We start from the raw sequence: 15,256 nt of genomic DNA, 5'->3' as shown, positions 1-15,256 counted from the left end.
TTATCGCAGTCAAACCAGTCCAGTCTGCCCATACGCTTGGTACTCTGTTGGGTAAAGCAGTAATAAGAATTAGAAAGCTGCAGTATGTTCCGCATCCGTTTCGATGGGCTGTGGAGGAATCCTGACTTCGTACGTCTTTGGCTAGCGCAGGGGATTTCTGATTTCGGCTCCTATATTTCCCACTTGGCTTTGCCGTTGACGGCTGCCGTGTTATTGCATGCCAGCCCGATGCAGATGGGTATTCTGTCCGCTATCGAAGTGCTGCCATTTGCAATATTCAGCCTGCATGCCGGTGTGTTGATAGACCGGAATCGGCGTATGCCGTTGATGATGTTTCGCGACATACTCTGTGCGTTGTCGCTATTGGTTGTACCTATTGCAGCATGGGGTGGGTGGCTTTCCATGCCGGTACTCTGGGTAGTGGGTTTTCTGTGCCTTAGTGGGGAAGTGGTCGGTGGCTCGGCACATCAGAGCTATGTGGCCAACCTGATTGGCAAGGACAGGCTGGTTGAAGCCCACAGTAAATTTATGGCGACCTCTTCCACGGCCCAGCTGGCGGCACCTGGTTTGGCTGGCATGTTGATCCATTGGCTTACAGCGCCCATGGCGATCTTATTCAATGCGGCGTCATTCATTGTGTCCGCATTCATTCTGCGTACGATCCGTGCCGTAGAGCCGCCAATCGAGGTACGTCAGCGCGAGTCAGTCTGGCTTGAGATCAAGGCGGGCTTGCGTTTGGTGTGGTACACGCCGTTGTTGCGCGCGTTGGCGATCCAGACGTGCCTGTGGCAGTTGCTTAACTACATGCTGGCGGCTGTTTTAGTCCTGTTTGCCGTACGTGAGTTGGGCATGGATGCGGCGCGTATGGGCATGAGTTATATGTTCGGTGGTCTAGGCAGCATGTTGGCGGCGCTCAGTGCAGAACGCCTTGGAAAACGATTTGGTGTAGGACCGATGGTGGGGTGGGGCTTTGTTGCTACCGCGGTATCGTGGTTGAGCTTTGGTCTGATCCCTGGCAGTGTCAGTACCACCATCGTGTGGTTCAGTCTTTGTCAAAGCCTGTTTTCTTATGGCGCCACTATGTTCTCAATCCATTATCTCGCTACACGCGCTGCGGTCACGCCTGACGTATTGTTAGGCAGGATGATTGCGACCATGCGCTTTTTCACTGTAGCGCCGGCGCCATTGGGCGCGCTGGCGGGTGGCGCTTTGGGCACGGTTTGTGGCTTGAGGGGAGCGATATATGTGATTGGCGGGCTTGGTGCGGTGCTTGCCTGGTATGTCGTCAAACACTCACCTGCCAGATTGATATTGGTGCTACCCAAACGGCATGAGCAAGGTATGGTGGGCGTGGGATAAAAGCGGGACAGCAGGTTTTTCCACTTTAATAGAACCTGTTCAAAGATCGGTCGCAAGCAGGCTATGCAGCTGGACGAAGCGCAGCACAGTAGGATCGTGAGCAGGTTCCATAGGCTGTCCTGTGTGGGTCTGATATTGCCAGCTACGTTAAGCCTCGACAATTTCAAAGTCGTGGGTGATTTCCACACTCTTCCCCAGCATGATTGATGCCGAACAGTATTTCTCTGCAGAAAGGGCGATAGCGCGCTTTACTTGCTCGGTTTTCAGTTGACGGCCCTTAACCACAAAATGCATATGGATGTGCGTGAATACCTTGGGGTCGATTTCTGCCCGTTTGGCTTCCAGCGTCACATCGCAATCGACGATTTCCGCGCGCCCTTTTTTTAAGATGGTCACTACGTCGAAGGCAGTACAGCCGCCTGTACCCATCAACAACATCTCCATAGGGCGGGGGCCGAGATTCTGTCCGCCAGCAGCAGGGGCGCCATCCATTAATACGGCGTGGCCAGATTCGCTCTGGGCCAGGAAGCTGACGTTCTCAATCCATTTGATGCGAGTACGCATCGCTTACTCCTTAAAAAAGTGGGGTGGAAGATTGGACTTGCGGCAGTGCAGTAAGCATATTGCGGTTGATAGCAGAGCGGAACTACAGAATTGAAACTTAAGACGTGGATTCAAGCTTTTTTATGGTAATGGGATGTAATTTTGCTCCCGTTTGTCGATTCTATGTCGCGATGCACAAAAAATGCTTGCGATGTTGGGATGTGCTGCGTATTATTCGGACTGCATTGAGGCGGTACACGCAATGTGTGTGCTTTGATGTTGTCTCCTCCATCCTCCTTCTTTGGTGGAACTACGCGCAACCCTTAACCGGTTGCGCTTTTTTTTTTGCCGGCATTTTATGATCCCCTTTATTTGGTGCCGAGGGCTGACCGGGGCGATACGCCTACGTTCCACCGGTTTGACAGCGCTTTGTTTTTTCAAATAGAATGCCCGACTTTCCGTAAATCGAACGAATCTGGAAGAGCCGTATGAAAACCTTCTCCGCCAAGCCGCACGAGGTACAGCGCGACTGGTTTGTAGTCGACGCCACCGATAAGGTGCTGGGTCGCCTCGCCGCCGAAATCGCTCACCGCCTGCGCGGTAAGCACAAAGCTATTTACACCCCTCACGTGGATACCGGTGATTTCATCGTTGTCGTTAACGCAGACAAACTGCGCGTGACCGGTGATAAGGCTAAACAGAAGACCTATTTCCGCCACTCGGGTTACCCGGGCGGTATTTATGAGCGTTCTTTCACTGAAATGCAGGAACGTTTCCCAGAGCGCGTGCTCGAGAAAGCTGTCAAGGGCATGTTGCCCAAGGGGCCTCTCGGCTACGCCATGATCAAGAAGCTCAAGGTTTACGCTAGCGCCGAGCATCCGCACGCCGCGCAACAGCCTAAAGTCCTTGAAGTCTAATCACGACCAGATACAAGGACAGAAAAATGGTTGGTAAATATTATTACGGTACAGGTCGTCGCAAGAGCGCTATTGCTCGTGTGTTCCTGGCTAAGGGTTCGGGCAAGATCGTTGTGAACGGTAAGCCGCTGGACCAGTATTTCTCTCGTGAAACCGGCCGTATGGTGGTTCGTCAACCTTTGGTGTTGACCGAAAACCTGGAAGCGTTCGACATCATGGTGAACGTGGTTGGTGGTGGTGAGACCGGTCAGGCAGGTGCGTTGCGCCACGGTATTACCCGCGCCTTGATCGAGTTCGACGCAGCTTTGAAGCCTGCGCTGTCTCGCGCTGGTTTGGTGACTCGCGACGCTCGTGAAGTTGAGCGTAAGAAGGTTGGTCTGCGCAAAGCTCGCCGCGCCAAGCAGTTCTCGAAGCGCTAATCGCCAGATTCGACGCGAAGATTCGTTCGGGTACGTCGGCGAAAGCCGAAAAAAGCCGCCAGTTTTACTGGCGGTTTTTTTTTGCTTTACCTGCTTGGCTGGGTACACCAAAGAATCGATGTATCATCGACCCTCTCTGGCACTAGGTTTAAAGGAATTACGGCATGATCAAGGTAGGTATCGTAGGCGGTACAGGCTATACGGGCGTGGAATTGATACGGTTGTTGTCACGCCATGGTGGCGTTTCACTCCAGGCAATCACTTCGCGCAAAGACGCGGGAATGCCGGTAGCGGAAATGTACCCCAGCTTGCGAGGCCATGTTGATATTGCTTTTTCTACACCTGCAGAAGCCGAGCTGGATAAGTGTGATGTCGTCTTCTTTGCTACGCCCAATGGCATTGCCATGCAAGAAGCAGAGGCATTATTGGCTGCCGGTGTAAAGGTGATTGATCTTGCTGCTGATTTTCGTATTAAAGATATTAGTGAGTGGGAGAAATGGTATGGCATGAGCCATACAAGCCCTGCTCTTGTAGCAAGTGCAGTTTATGGTTTACCGGAAGTAAATCGGGAGCGGATCAAGTCTGCTCGACTGGTTGCGAATCCTGGTTGTTACCCTACTGCGGTACAACTGGGCTTTTTGCCGTTGATAGAAGCCGGTGTTGTTGATGTAGGCAGTTTGATCGCCGATTGCAAATCCGGGGTATCGGGTGCTGGCCGTAAAGCAGAGGTTCATACCCTGCTGTGCGAAGCAGGCGACAACTTCAAAGCCTATGGTGTTGGTGGTCATCGTCACTTGCCTGAAATCAAGCAGGGATTGATTACTGCGGCGGGTAAATCTGTCAGATTGACCTTTGTACCGCATTTGACACCGATGATTCGCGGTATTCACGCGACTTTGTATGCGCGTCTGACTAAGGACGTAGATGTTCAGAGCCTGTTTGAACATCGGTACGCAAATGAGCACTTTGTTGATGTTATGCCCGCAGGCAGTACGCCAGAGACGCGCTCAGTGCGGGGTGGGAATGCCTGCCGAATTGCGGTGTATCGTCCTCAGGGAGGCGACACTGTCGTGGTGCTGTCTGTGATTGATAACTTGGTTAAGGGGGCCGCAGGGCAAGCTGTGCAGAATATGAATCTGCTGTTTGGTCTGCCCGAAGGGCTGGGCCTGGATATTGTTCCTTTGTTGCCTTGATTTCTCATGATCAGGCGCTGGAAACGTCGTGGTAATCACCTCGCGACCGCAAAGCTGGCGGTAAGGCAGCATCGACCCTGGTATATCCTGATGGGATTGACGTTGCTCAGCGTCGCTGCTTTGGCGGGTATTGGTATGCTGCTATTTCGCTATGGAGAGAGCGAAGGGCGGCGCGACCCAAATGCCATATTGGCGGTGCAAGGCGCATCGCGCGAAGCCAGCCGGCTGACGCAGGAATTGGGTGATACGCGTCAAAAGCTGATCGCGCTGGAGCAGCAGCTCCGCGTTGAGTTGGCCACCCGGGAGACATTGTCGCGCCAGTTACAGCAATTGCAAGCCGATAATGGTGGGTTACGCGAACGGGTAGGTTTCTACGAGTCTTTGCTGACCAAGACTGACCGTGCGCCAGCCCTTGCTATTGAAGTCTTCCGGGTGGAAACACTTGGGCCGGGGCATTATCGCCTCAGCGCAATCTTGTTGCAGGGGCAGTCGAGCCAAGAGGCGTTTAAAGGTGAACTGGAGTTCCGGTTGACGACCGAACGTAACGGCAAACGGGAAACTGTACTTTGGCCGCTGCCGAGAGAGGCTTTTACTGTATCTCGTTTCACTCGCCTGGAGCGGGAGACAAACCTGCCCGTAGATGTGACCCTAAAGCAGGTTGAACTCAGAATTTATGCTGCTGGCGAAAACCGCACGCGGCTGACACGCATTTATGATGTGAAAGGATAAACCGTGTTTGGTAAAGACAAACATAAAGCCACAAACCGGATTGATAGTTTGATTGGTTTGGATGCCCGTATTGAAGGGAACATGAACTTTGGTGGCGGGTTGCGTATTGATGGAGAAATAGTCGGCGATGTCACCGCAGTTGACGACAAACCCAGCACCTTGGTGGTAAGTGAAAAAGCCAAGATCCGCGGTACTGTGCGCGTATCACATCTGGTGCTTAACGGCTCAATCGAAGGCCCCATTCATGCATCTCATTATTTGGAGCTGCAATCCAAATGCAAGGTGGTGGGCGATGTGTATTACAACTCGCTGGAAATGCACCCTGGCGCTGTCGTTGTCGGACAATTGATTCATATGGGCGGCGCGGACAACAAGCCGGCCTTACTGCCGCCAGCGAAAAAGATAGCTAAACTTGAAACAGTGGACGAGTGACTCCATCTGTAAGGTAAGTCTCTCGCAATAATTGGGTTAACAAACGCTTCCCAAACGCGGATAATCGACGCTGTAAATCACTGATTTGTTGGAGTAACCGCCATGAATGCCCCCGCCGAAATGAACACCCCCTTTATATTCACAGACAATGCTGCTGCAAAGGTGGCGGATCTGATCGCCGAGGAAGGCAACCCGGATCTGAAACTGCGTGTATTCGTCACTGGCGGTGGTTGCTCGGGTTTCCAGTATGGTTTTACATTCGATGAAATCGTCAACGACGATGACACACCCTATGAAAAGAATGGGGTGACTTTGTTGGTAGACCCCATGAGTTACCAGTATCTGGTGGGGGCTGAAATCGACTATGTAGAAAGCATTGAAGGTTCCCAGTTCACTATTAAGAACCCGAATGCATCATCAACCTGCGGCTGCGGTTCGTCTTTCTCTGTTTGATCGATATCCAGGCATATAGAAGCCCCGAATTGCCGGGGCTTTTTTATTGGTTGTTCTAATTACTTGGGCTGCATACGCATTGCACCATCAAGACGGATTACCTCACCATTCAACATGGGGTTTTCAATAATCGCACCAACCAGGTGCGCAAACTCAGCTGGCTCGCCTAGGCGGGAAGGGAATGGGACTGCAGCACCCAGGGCATCTTGTACATCGTCGGGCAGGCTGGCCATCATCGGTGTCTTGAAGATACCAGGGGCGATGGTCATGACGCGAATGCCAAAACGCGCCAATTCACGTGCTGCAGGCAAGGTCAGCCCTACAATGCCTGCTTTGGATGCGGTATAGGCACATTGGCCGATCTGGCCGTCGAAGGCGGCAATCGATGAGGTATTGATAATGACCCCACGCTCACCAGACTCTTGAGCGTTCTGTTTGCTCATCGCCTCTGCGGCCAGTCGGAGTAGATTAAAGCTGCCTATCAGGTTCACATCGATGACGCGTTTGAATGCATCGAGCGAATGGGGCGCTTCGCGGCCCACCACCTTTTCACCGTGAACGATGCCAGCACAATTGACCAGTGCATCTAGCCGGCCAAACTGGCTGACAGCTAACGCCACAACGGCGCGGCAACTGGCTTCATCCGCCACGTCGGTTTGCACGAATTGAACCGATGCGCCTAGTTCATCGGCCAGTTTTGCACCTGCAGTGTTGTTCCGGTCCGCAATAATAGCGCGCCCACCGCTTGCCACCACCTTACGCACAACAGCTTCACCAAGCCCGGAAGCACCTCCGCTGACGAGTACAACGCTGTTTTTTATCTGCATGACTTTGTCTCCTGTTCTTATGGAAAAGGTTGGCCGGGCATTGGAACAGACCCATGGCCACCATGAAAAACGCCCCCCTTTGGTTAAGGAGGGCGTGGGATACGGTGTGTGCTTATTTTTTCAGAACCAAGCTCAGCATGCGGTCGGCAAGTTCTCTGGGGGTACTGCCGCCATCGGCCTTGTACCATTGAATGGTCCAGTGCAGTCCACCCAGCAGCAACTTGCGCAAGAGGCGCGTATCGTTGTGTACGAGTCCGGCCGCAGCAGCTTCATCCAATACCTGTTGCCAGTCGCGTTCGTAGCTGTCACGTAGTTTGATTAATTCTGCACGCGCCTTGTCAGATAAGCTCGGCCACTCGTATAACAACACCGATAATGCACCTTTGTCATCTCCGAGCAGGGTTTCGAGGTGAACGCGGAATACGGTCTGTAATCTGTCTAGTGGTGTCTTGGCTTCGGCTAGCGCTTCTTCCAGGCGATCGGTCAACTCGCCTATGCCGGCAGCCATCACGGCTACCAGCATCTCTTCCTTGGTACGGAAGTGGTAGAACAGGCTGCCTGACTGCATGCCAACAGCCTGGGCCAGATCGCGCACCGTGGTACGCTCATAGCCCTGCTCCTTGAACAGACGGCTGGCCGCCATAATGAGCTCGGCGCGGCGAGTTTTTTCTTCTTGGGATGTCATGGTGTGATTTTCTGGTTAGATGGCGGTAGTTGCCGGGGAGTTGCCGCATTTTATACTTTTCCCTCAGTCTAGCGCTTGCTGGTAAGGTAAAACCTTAATAAATGCTCTAATCTGTGGCCTGCTAGCATGTAAGCCACATTGTTCATATGTGAAAGCGGCTATGCGTCCTCGCTGGTTATTTATCTGTCTTCCTATATTGGTTGGTGCCGCTGAGTTAGAGAGCTTTTCTCCTCAGGGCGCTGTCCGCGAAGTACGTCAAGCCAAGGCACGCTTCAGTGAACCCATGGTTCGCTTTGGCGACCCCAGGCTTGCTGATCCGTTTGATGTGACCTGTGGCGAGGAAAAAGGTGCAGGCCGGTGGCTGGATGACCGTAACTGGGTTTACGACTTTAACCGCGATTTACCCGCGGCGACGCAGTGCCAGTTTCGCCTGAAGCCAAACTTGAAGAGCTTGGCGGGCAGTTCCCTCAGCCCAGCCAGTTACAGCTTTTCAACCGGTGGGCCGGAGCCGGGTGCTATCTGGCCAGAAAATTGGCAGCCCATTGCCGAAGACCAGGTATTCATAGTCAGTTTTGCAGCTCCTCCCACACCAGCATCGTTAGCGGCAAAGACACGTTGTGAAGTGGAAGGCGTGCGCGAACGCATACCGGCAGTGATCATGCCGGTAGCCGAGAGAGAAAAGTTGCTGGCTGGATACTTCGGGGAAGATCGCAAGCGCTGGCCTGCCAACGCAGAAGCGCTGCGGTGTCAGCGCCCCTTGCCGAACGAAGCTTCTCTGAAACTCGTTTTCGATGCTGGCTTGAGTGCGGCGAATGGGGCCAGCCTGCGTGAGCCGATGGAATTCGAATTTCATGTCCGGCCGCGCTTTACTGCGTGGGTATCGTGTGAACGCACGAGAGAGAAGGCTGATTGTCTGCCATTGGCGCCGATTGAATTACGTTTTTCTGAGGGGGTTGATGCAAAGTTGGCCCGCCAGATCAGTTTGCGCAGTTCAGACGGTAAGCAGAGCTGGGCACCTGAGCTCATTTTCAACGATGAGGGGGCCTCAGACGACTCTGAAAACGCACAATTGGTTTCTGGTGTACGTTTCAAGCCGCTCTTTCCTGAGAGTGCTTCGTTGAAACTGACCTTGCCGGATGGGGTGCGTGATGAATACGGCCGCTCGCTCAGCAACGCCGGCCAGTTTCCGCAGACTGTCAAAGTGGATACCTTTCCTGCCCTGGCCAAGTTTGCGGCGGACTTTGGCTTGGTAGAGCGTAGCGTCGGGGTGTTGCCGGTTACCGTAAGAAATGTCGGAGTCGCAACGAAGGCAAAGGATAAGCCTGCCCCTGGTTTCTTTGACAACCTGGTCGATGCTGCCAAGACAGCCATGGACAGCAAGCCTGCAGGTAAGTCGTTGGGATTGCCCTATCGGCAGCTGAATGTAAACAGGGAAGCCGATATCCTGCGCTGGTACCAAGCTTTGAAGCGAGGTGCCCAGCCGGCAGCGGGGCAGGATTATCGCTCTGGGTCGTTGCTCAAGAAGGTTGCAGCAGCCCAGCGTTATCAGTTGCCTACACCAAACGATGATCGCGCCGCGGAAGTCATCGGCCTGCCTCTCCCTAAGACTGGTCTGACTGTGGTGGAAGTGGAGAGTGAACGGTTAGGTAAGCGGAACTTACAGCCTGCCGCTCCCATGTTTGTGGCGAGTGGTGCATTGGTGACCAACCTGGGCGTGCACTTCAGGCGTGGGATGGATGACGCGCTGGTGTGGGTGACAACGCTGGATAAGGGTTGGTTGGTCAATAACGCGACAGTCAGCGTATTGGACTGTAAAGGCAAGCAGCTGGCTGCAGGTAAGACCAACAAGCAAGGTGTGTGGCAGCTGAATAAAGCCTTGCCGGCCGAGCGCTACGATTGCCCACTATTTGCGTTTGCTCGCCAAGGAGAAGATGTCAGCTTCGTCGCATCCAACTGGGACGAAGGCATCGAGCCGTGGCGATTCGGTTTGAATACCGAGCATGACCGTAATCAGCGCCGTAGTTACCACGCAGTACTCGACCGGGGTTTGTATCGGGTGGGTGAAACCGTGGCGATGAAGCTTGTGGCGCGAGAAAAGACAGCAAGCGGTTTTGGATTCGTTCCTGCAGGTCAGTTGCCCAATCAAGTGAAGTTGCGGCATATGGGCTCTGATGAGGACACGGTATTGCCGCTGGTATGGCGTGCCGGTGCGGCTGAAATCAGCTGGAAAGTGCCTACCGAGGCAAAGCTTGGCAGCTACAGCATCGAGATGGAGCGCAAGCAAGGGAAGCAGGTTAATGGTCTGGGCGAGGCCGGCGTGCTTAATGTGGCCGAGTTCCGTGTGCCACTGATGCGGGGCATGGTCAAACTGCCATCCGATACAGTTGCAGTCAATAGCATACAGGCTGTAGCCCAGGTGCAATATCTGGCAGGTGGTCCTGCTGCGGGCGAGGCGGTCAAGCTGCGAGCGGTGGTGCGGCCTGCGGAGCACCGTCAGCTTGATGACTTCGAGGGCTTCACATTTGCGAATGGTGATGTCTCTGCCAATGTGCTCAAGGGGGGCGCGTCGGGGGATGAGGAAGTTGAAAACCCTGAGGCAGACCAAGTACTGGAAGTCAAAAATGCGGTATTGGATAAAGCTGGTGGCGCGACGTTGGTATTGGATGGTTGGCGTAAGCAGAGCAGCCCGGCTTGGTTGAATGCAGAGTTGGAATACCGTGATCCCAACGGTGAGGTTCAGACTTCTTCCACCCGTACACTGTTATGGCCTTCAGCGGTGCAGACCGGCTTGAAGTTTGGCGAGAGGAAGTCTCAAGGTGGTATGTCGCTGGAGCTTGGTGTTGCCAATCTTGTCGGGAAGCCGCTTTCCGGACGGCAAGTCAAAGCCCAGGCATGGTCACGGGAGGTGTTCAGCCATCGTAAACGGCTGGTTGGGGGCTTCTATAGCTACGAGCATGAAACCCGCTATCAACCCTTGGGAGATATCTGTAGCGGGAAAACGGATACCCGCGGTCGTCTGGCCTGTTCATTCCCTGCCAAGTTCAAGGGCAACGTAGTGGTGCGGGTCAGCAGCAGTGACGACGCGGGCCATGTGGCCTATGCAATGAATGAAGTATGGCTTCCTGGCGAGGGAGAGAGTTGGGACAGCAGCAATGATGGGGATCGTATCGACCTGATCGCCGATAAGAAACAGTACGAACCGGGTGAGACAGCTACGGTACGTGTTGTTATGCCTTTCCGTGAGGTTACTGCGTTGGTAGCGGTTGAACGCGAGAAAGTGCTGGAATGGCGTACGGTAACGCTCAGTGCAGCCAACCCTGTTATCAAGCTGCCTATTCATCCCCACTATGGTCCGAACGTATTCGTTTCTGTCTTGGCAGTGCGTGGCAGAGTTGCGGAGCCCAGTGCGACGGCATTACTCGACCTTGCGAAGCCGGCCTATAAGCTTGGTGTAATCAAACTGAAAGTCGGCAGCAAAGACTACGGTTTGGACGTGAAGGTGACAGCTGATAAGCCGCTTTACCAGGTGCGAGATAAAGCCAAGGTAAAGGTCGTTGTGAAACGCGTCGATGGCAAGCCAATGGCTAAGGGCTCGGAAATCGCCTTGGCTGCAGTCGATGAAGGGCTTCTGCAGCTGCGTGCCAACGAGAGTTGGAAGTTGCTACCCGCTATGTTGGGTGAGCGTGGCTACGGTTTTTACACGGCGACGGCCCAAGGACAGGTAATTGGTAAGCGTCACTTTGGTCGTAAGGCGGTGCCGATAGGTGGTGGCGGTGGACGTAATGGCACGCGCGAGCTTTTCGATACGCTGCTGTTGTGGAAAGGCCGGGTAACGCTGGATGCCAACGGTGAAGCCAGCGTGGAGATACCGCTGAATGATTCGCTGACCAGCTTCCGTATTGTTGCGGTTGCCACGTCCGGCAGTGACCGCTTTGGTACCGGCGAAACCAGTATCCGTGCCAGCAAGGATGTGATGTTGTTCAACGGCTTGGCGCGTACTGTGCGAGAGGGAGACCACTTTGAGGCAGGCTTTACGGTCCGCAATACCACCAAAGATGCCGTGGCGTTGACAGTGAAGGCCAGTGCCAAGGGTTTGCCTGCACTACCGGACCAGGTGATCAGTTTAGGTGGCGATGAAGCGCGAGAAATCATTTGGCCGGTGGTTACGCCCACCGATATCGGGAAACTCGATTGGACCGTGATGGTTCAGGACAACGCTGGTCGCCAATACGATAAGTTGGCGTTCAGTCAGTCGGTTATCCCGGCAGTACCAGTGCGTGTGCTGCAGGCGACGATTACGCAGCTTCCGCCCAATCTGGATCTGCCATTGGCTCGACCGACCGATGCAATTGCAGGGCGTGGTGGCGTGAACGTTACTTTGTCGCCCAGCTTGGTGGCAGCGCTGGATGGCGTAGCCGACTATTGGCGCGCTTACCCCTATACCTGTCTTGAGCAGCAGACCTCGAAAGCCTTGGGATTGAATGATGAAGCATCCTGGAAAGCCATTGTGGCGAGGTTGGATGGGTATCTCGATAGCGACGGCCTTGCCAAGTACTTCCCGACGGTAGAGCGAGGCAGCCCGGTGCTGACTGCACATCTGTTGACGCTGTCGGCTGCGAGTGGCTGGGAACTGCCTGATAAGGGGCGTGAGCGGATGAAGCAGGCTTTGACGGCTTATGTTGAAGGCCGTCTGGCGCGGGAGGAGTTTCCGAGTGACAGTACGCACCGGGCCAGCCGCAAGCTGGATGCCATTGCTGCCTTGGCGCGGTGGGATGCTGCCCGTCCAGCCATGCTTGATGGCTTGGTGCTGGAGCCAAACCGTTGGTCTACTGCCACCTTGCTGGACTGGATCGCTGTACTGGAAAAGCTGACTGACCTGCCTAAACAACCGGAAAAACTGAAGGAAGCTCGGCAGATTCTCAATGCAAGGCTGGATATGTCGGGGACTTCGTTGAATTTCTCGACTGCTGTAGCTGACGATGCATGGTGGAGTATGGATTCCGCCGATGCCGATGCCGCCAGGATTCTGCTGGATGCGTTGACCGTGAAGGGCAATCGTGCTGACCTGGGTCGGCTGGCGCGTGGCGTGGTCAGCAGGCAGCAGCGTGGGCATTGGGATACAACGGTCGCCAATGCCTGGGGCGCGCTGGCGTTACGCCGGTTTGCGCAGGAAGCGGAAGCAGGGGTGCCTACAGGCAGTACTGTAGCGAAGCTTGGGAATGAAACCCGATTTGATTGGGCAAAGTCGCCCAAGGGTGGGACGCTCAAACTCGCGTGGCCCGAAAAGCCGGCCAGCCTGCAGTTGACCCATCAAGGTCAAGGCAAGCCGTGGGCCATAGTGGAGGCTCGGGCCGCAATACCGTTACGGGCGCCATTGAACGCGGGTTACCGGGTGGAGAAACGCTGGGAACCTGTAGACGCCAAGGGTAAGACATTTGCACGTGGCGAGGTCTGGCGGGCAAGGCTGACAATCGACGCTCAAGCCGATATGACCTGGGTTGCCGTGAATGATCCGATCCCCGCGGGAGCTACTTTACTTGGGCGTGGCATGGCAACCGACTCGACTATTCTTGCAAGCAAGGAAAATCGCGAAGGTGCTTGGCCGGCTTTTGAGGAAAAGGGCGAGACAGCCTATCGCGCTTATTACGATTGGTTGCCAAAGGGACGCCATGTGCTGGAATACACCGTGCGTTTCAATACGCGTGGCGAATTCCCTTTGCCAGCCACGCGCGTTGAGGCTTTATATGCGCCGGAACGATTTGGCGAAACACCTAACTTACCTCTCAAGGTGGAGTGATCGAAACGCCGAGGTTATCGCTTTGGTCGGAATACTAGGTATTGCGGGAAAGTGGCTTACAATTTAAGTACTACTTGAACTTATTTGAAATCAACGCCGGAATACGATGACTACACGCATTTTTTTTCTGGCTGTGCTGGTATTGGGCTTATCTGGCTGTGAGCGAATCACCGAGTTGGCTAACCAGTCCAAGCTCAACGGTCGTGCCATCGGTGCAGCCTGCCGGCATACGGGGCGATCGCTGGAAGATTGTTTCCAGCGTAACCCCCGGGTTTCAAAGGCCGATGTTTTTTCCGGCTGGAAGGAAATGAATGAATACATGGCTAAGAATAAGCTGGAGGTGATCCCGCCATTACCCGACCCACCCAAAAAGGGGGCGGCGGTTTCCAGTATCGAGATTGGTGGCGGGACGGAAGCGACTGAAGAGAAATCGGCTGAGGCGAAACCAACGGCTGATGCGGAAAAAGCGGCATCTTCGTCGGGTCACTAACTGAAGAGTATTACCGTGGAGGGCATCGTATGAGAGCCACACTGAAACAGATCCCCCTCTTTTTTGGGTTGTCCGATGAAGAGCTGTCCCATGTAGAAGCCTCTGCGGCTTCCAGAACGTATGCCAAGGGCACCATTATCATCAACGAAGGTGAGGCTGGTAGCTCGATGTTCCTGCTGGTGCAGGGACGAATGAAGGTGTACGTCAGCGATGTAAATGGCAAGGAATATATCCTCGCGGTATTAGGGCCGGGCGAGTACGTGGGTGAGTTGGCGCTGTTGGATGATGAGCCACGTACTGCATCGGTTGAAACGGAAGATCAGTGCACCTTCCTGGTGATCCAGAAGGAGGATTTCCTCGCATTGCTGCACAATCACCCACATATCCAGTTCAAGGTCTTGGTGAATCTGGTGCACCGGACCCGCCAGTTGACCGAGGCAGTGAAAAATCTGGCGCTGCGCGACGTTTATACGCGGGTGCGCATTCTGTTTGAAGACTTGGCAATTGAGCGTGATGGCCAGGTCATGATAGATGAGCCCCTGACCCAGCAAGCAATAGCGGACCGCGTAGGTTCTTCGCGTGAAATGGTGGCACGGATTATGAAAGAGTTGGTTTTTGGCGGTTATGTCCGCCTGGAAAACAAGCGGTTGATCATATTGCAGAAGCTGCCAGATGCATTTTGACCGTTTCAGGACCCAACCAGCCGGCGCAAAAGCGCCGGTTTTTCTTTGTGGCGACCATTCAGTTTCGGTTCACGGCCTCAAGTGCAAACTGCGTGCAACTTAACTAACAAGGAGCACGCCATGAAACGTATTACTACCCTTTGCCTGTTGGCCACCAGCATCGTAGCAGCCCATGCTGAGTCTTTCACTGATGTTGCCCGTGTGCGTAGCGCCACACCGGAATACGAGCGGACCAACACACCACGTAAGGAATGCAGCAGTGAATGGGTTCGTGAAACGCGGGAAGTGCCTGCCCAACGCCAATACGGCGGTGCTGTGATTGGTGGCTTGGCCGGTGCGCTGATTGGTAATCAGGTCGGTAAAGGCCATGGTCGCGAAGCAGCGACAGCGGTTGGCGCGGTAGTGGGTGCGTTGGCTGGTGACAACATCGACAACCGTGATCGTGGTGGTTATACCGAGGAAGTACCTCGCGAAATCAAGCGTTGTCGCACTGTGGAAGATTGGCAGCGTCGTTTGGTCGGCTACCGTGTGGAATATGAGTATCGTGGTCAGCAATACAGCACGATTATGAGTGAGAACCCAGGCAGGACTATGCAGGTACGCGTCTCTGTGGAACCTGTGAATTAATGGGTTGGCTCTGTATTCTGTATACACCACACCTTATTGCCGAGCGGCATATGAGCCCTGATCACGGTTACACAGCAAGATTGTAAGCAGGTTCTAAGGTGT

At 54.2% G+C, this 15,256-nt stretch carries 14 protein-coding genes; 11 read left to right on the top strand and 3 right to left on the bottom strand.

The window, feature by feature from the left end:
• The first annotated feature begins 84 nt into the window (after window positions 1–84).
• Window positions 85–1,359 carry an MFS transporter gene (locus ACUHMQ_RS11775; RefSeq protein ID WP_445295655.1) on the top strand — a complete coding sequence of 425 codons (1,275 nt, stop codon included), beginning with the start codon at window positions 85–87 and terminating at the stop codon, window positions 1,357–1,359.
• A 147-nt stretch (window positions 1,360–1,506) separates the two neighbouring features.
• Here ACUHMQ_RS11775 and ACUHMQ_RS11770 read toward each other — a convergent pair whose 3' ends face one another.
• Window positions 1,507–1,923 (bottom strand): OsmC family protein, encoded by a 417-nt coding sequence (locus ACUHMQ_RS11770; protein WP_445295654.1) that lies wholly within the window; start codon window positions 1,921–1,923, stop codon window positions 1,507–1,509.
• Between the two features lie 467 nt (window positions 1,924–2,390).
• On the opposite strand from ACUHMQ_RS11770, the gene rplM reads away from it, so the two are divergent.
• The 6 genes from rplM to erpA all read left to right on the top strand — a co-directional run bounded on the left by rplM (window position 2,391) and on the right by erpA (window position 6,045).
• Window positions 2,391–2,819, top strand: coding sequence for a 50S ribosomal protein L13 (gene rplM, locus ACUHMQ_RS11765; protein WP_072429251.1), 429 nt, complete (start codon window positions 2,391–2,393; stop codon window positions 2,817–2,819).
• Between the two features lie 26 nt (window positions 2,820–2,845).
• The gene (gene rpsI / locus ACUHMQ_RS11760) at window positions 2,846–3,238 is read left to right on the top strand and encodes a 30S ribosomal protein S9 (RefSeq protein WP_445295653.1); all 393 of its coding nucleotides are present in this window, start codon (window positions 2,846–2,848) and stop codon (window positions 3,236–3,238) included.
• 164 nt (window positions 3,239–3,402) lie between these two features.
• Window positions 3,403–4,431 carry an N-acetyl-gamma-glutamyl-phosphate reductase gene (gene argC / locus ACUHMQ_RS11755; RefSeq protein ID WP_445295652.1) on the top strand — a complete coding sequence of 343 codons (1,029 nt, stop codon included), beginning with the start codon at window positions 3,403–3,405 and terminating at the stop codon, window positions 4,429–4,431.
• A gap of 6 nt (window positions 4,432–4,437) precedes the next feature.
• On the top strand, window positions 4,438–5,160 hold the full coding sequence (locus ACUHMQ_RS11750; RefSeq protein WP_445295651.1) for a DUF6776 family protein: 723 nt from the start codon (window positions 4,438–4,440) through the stop codon (window positions 5,158–5,160).
• A gap of 3 nt (window positions 5,161–5,163) precedes the next feature.
• On the top strand, window positions 5,164–5,592 hold the full coding sequence (locus tag ACUHMQ_RS11745; RefSeq protein WP_445295650.1) for a bactofilin family protein: 429 nt from the start codon (window positions 5,164–5,166) through the stop codon (window positions 5,590–5,592).
• Window positions 5,593–5,694: 102 nt separating this feature from the next.
• On the top strand, window positions 5,695–6,045 hold the full coding sequence (gene erpA, locus ACUHMQ_RS11740; RefSeq protein WP_445295649.1) for an iron-sulfur cluster insertion protein ErpA: 351 nt from the start codon (window positions 5,695–5,697) through the stop codon (window positions 6,043–6,045).
• Between the two features lie 59 nt (window positions 6,046–6,104).
• Here the strand turns inward: erpA and ACUHMQ_RS11735 are convergent, their stop codons facing one another.
• Together ACUHMQ_RS11735 and ACUHMQ_RS11730 are read right to left on the bottom strand one after the other, a co-directional pair.
• On the bottom strand, window positions 6,105–6,872 hold the full coding sequence (locus ACUHMQ_RS11735; RefSeq protein ID WP_445295648.1) for a 3-hydroxyacyl-CoA dehydrogenase: 768 nt from the start codon (window positions 6,870–6,872) through the stop codon (window positions 6,105–6,107).
• A gap of 112 nt (window positions 6,873–6,984) precedes the next feature.
• The gene (locus tag ACUHMQ_RS11730) at window positions 6,985–7,557 is read right to left on the bottom strand and encodes a TetR/AcrR family transcriptional regulator (protein ID WP_445295647.1); all 573 of its coding nucleotides are present in this window, start codon (window positions 7,555–7,557) and stop codon (window positions 6,985–6,987) included.
• 160 nt (window positions 7,558–7,717) lie between these two features.
• Here ACUHMQ_RS11730 and ACUHMQ_RS11725 point away from each other — a divergent pair, with 160 nt between their 5' ends.
• The 4 genes from ACUHMQ_RS11725 to ACUHMQ_RS11710 all read left to right on the top strand — a co-directional run bounded on the left by ACUHMQ_RS11725 (window position 7,718) and on the right by ACUHMQ_RS11710 (window position 15,154).
• Window positions 7,718–13,354: an alpha-2-macroglobulin family protein gene (locus ACUHMQ_RS11725; protein ID WP_445295646.1), complete on the top strand. Its 5,637-nt coding sequence runs from the start codon at window positions 7,718–7,720 to the stop codon at window positions 13,352–13,354.
• A gap of 106 nt (window positions 13,355–13,460) precedes the next feature.
• The gene (locus ACUHMQ_RS11720) at window positions 13,461–13,844 is read left to right on the top strand and encodes a hypothetical protein (RefSeq protein ID WP_445295645.1); all 384 of its coding nucleotides are present in this window, start codon (window positions 13,461–13,463) and stop codon (window positions 13,842–13,844) included.
• A 29-nt stretch (window positions 13,845–13,873) separates the two neighbouring features.
• The gene (locus ACUHMQ_RS11715; protein WP_445295644.1) at window positions 13,874–14,527 is read left to right on the top strand and encodes a Crp/Fnr family transcriptional regulator; all 654 of its coding nucleotides are present in this window, start codon (window positions 13,874–13,876) and stop codon (window positions 14,525–14,527) included.
• Between the two features lie 120 nt (window positions 14,528–14,647).
• The gene (locus ACUHMQ_RS11710) at window positions 14,648–15,154 is read left to right on the top strand and encodes a glycine zipper 2TM domain-containing protein (RefSeq protein ID WP_445295643.1); all 507 of its coding nucleotides are present in this window, start codon (window positions 14,648–14,650) and stop codon (window positions 15,152–15,154) included.
• The last annotated feature ends 102 nt before the right edge of the window (window positions 15,155–15,256 follow it).

It is taken from the genome of Chitinimonas violaceus, from assembly GCF_052601015.1.
This window is presented reverse-complemented; position numbering and strand designations above follow the sequence as displayed.

Bases quoted from the DNA above. Each gene is read 5' to 3' on its own strand.
- ACUHMQ_RS11720 (WP_445295645.1), top strand. From the start codon at position 13,461: ATGACTACACGCATTTTTTTTCTGGCTGTGCTGGTATTGGGCTTATCT.
- ACUHMQ_RS11710 (WP_445295643.1), top strand. From the start codon at position 14,648: ATGAAACGTATTACTACCCTTTGCCTGTTGGCCACCAGCATCGTAGCA.
- argC (WP_445295652.1), top strand. From the start codon at position 3,403: ATGATCAAGGTAGGTATCGTAGGCGGTACAGGCTATACGGGCGTGGAA.
- ACUHMQ_RS11715 (WP_445295644.1), top strand. From the start codon at position 13,874: ATGAGAGCCACACTGAAACAGATCCCCCTCTTTTTTGGGTTGTCCGAT.
- ACUHMQ_RS11770 (WP_445295654.1), bottom strand. From the start codon at position 1,923: ATGCGTACTCGCATCAAATGGATTGAGAACGTCAGCTTCCTGGCCCAG.
- ACUHMQ_RS11750 (WP_445295651.1), top strand. From the start codon at position 4,438: ATGATCAGGCGCTGGAAACGTCGTGGTAATCACCTCGCGACCGCAAAG.
- ACUHMQ_RS11775 (WP_445295655.1), top strand. From the start codon at position 85: ATGTTCCGCATCCGTTTCGATGGGCTGTGGAGGAATCCTGACTTCGTA.
- ACUHMQ_RS11735 (WP_445295648.1), bottom strand. From the start codon at position 6,872: ATGCAGATAAAAAACAGCGTTGTACTCGTCAGCGGAGGTGCTTCCGGG.
- ACUHMQ_RS11730 (WP_445295647.1), bottom strand. From the start codon at position 7,557: ATGACATCCCAAGAAGAAAAAACTCGCCGCGCCGAGCTCATTATGGCG.
- rpsI (WP_445295653.1), top strand. From the start codon at position 2,846: ATGGTTGGTAAATATTATTACGGTACAGGTCGTCGCAAGAGCGCTATT.
- rplM (WP_072429251.1), top strand. From the start codon at position 2,391: ATGAAAACCTTCTCCGCCAAGCCGCACGAGGTACAGCGCGACTGGTTT.
- ACUHMQ_RS11725 (WP_445295646.1), top strand. From the start codon at position 7,718: ATGCGTCCTCGCTGGTTATTTATCTGTCTTCCTATATTGGTTGGTGCC.
- erpA (WP_445295649.1), top strand. From the start codon at position 5,695: ATGAATGCCCCCGCCGAAATGAACACCCCCTTTATATTCACAGACAAT.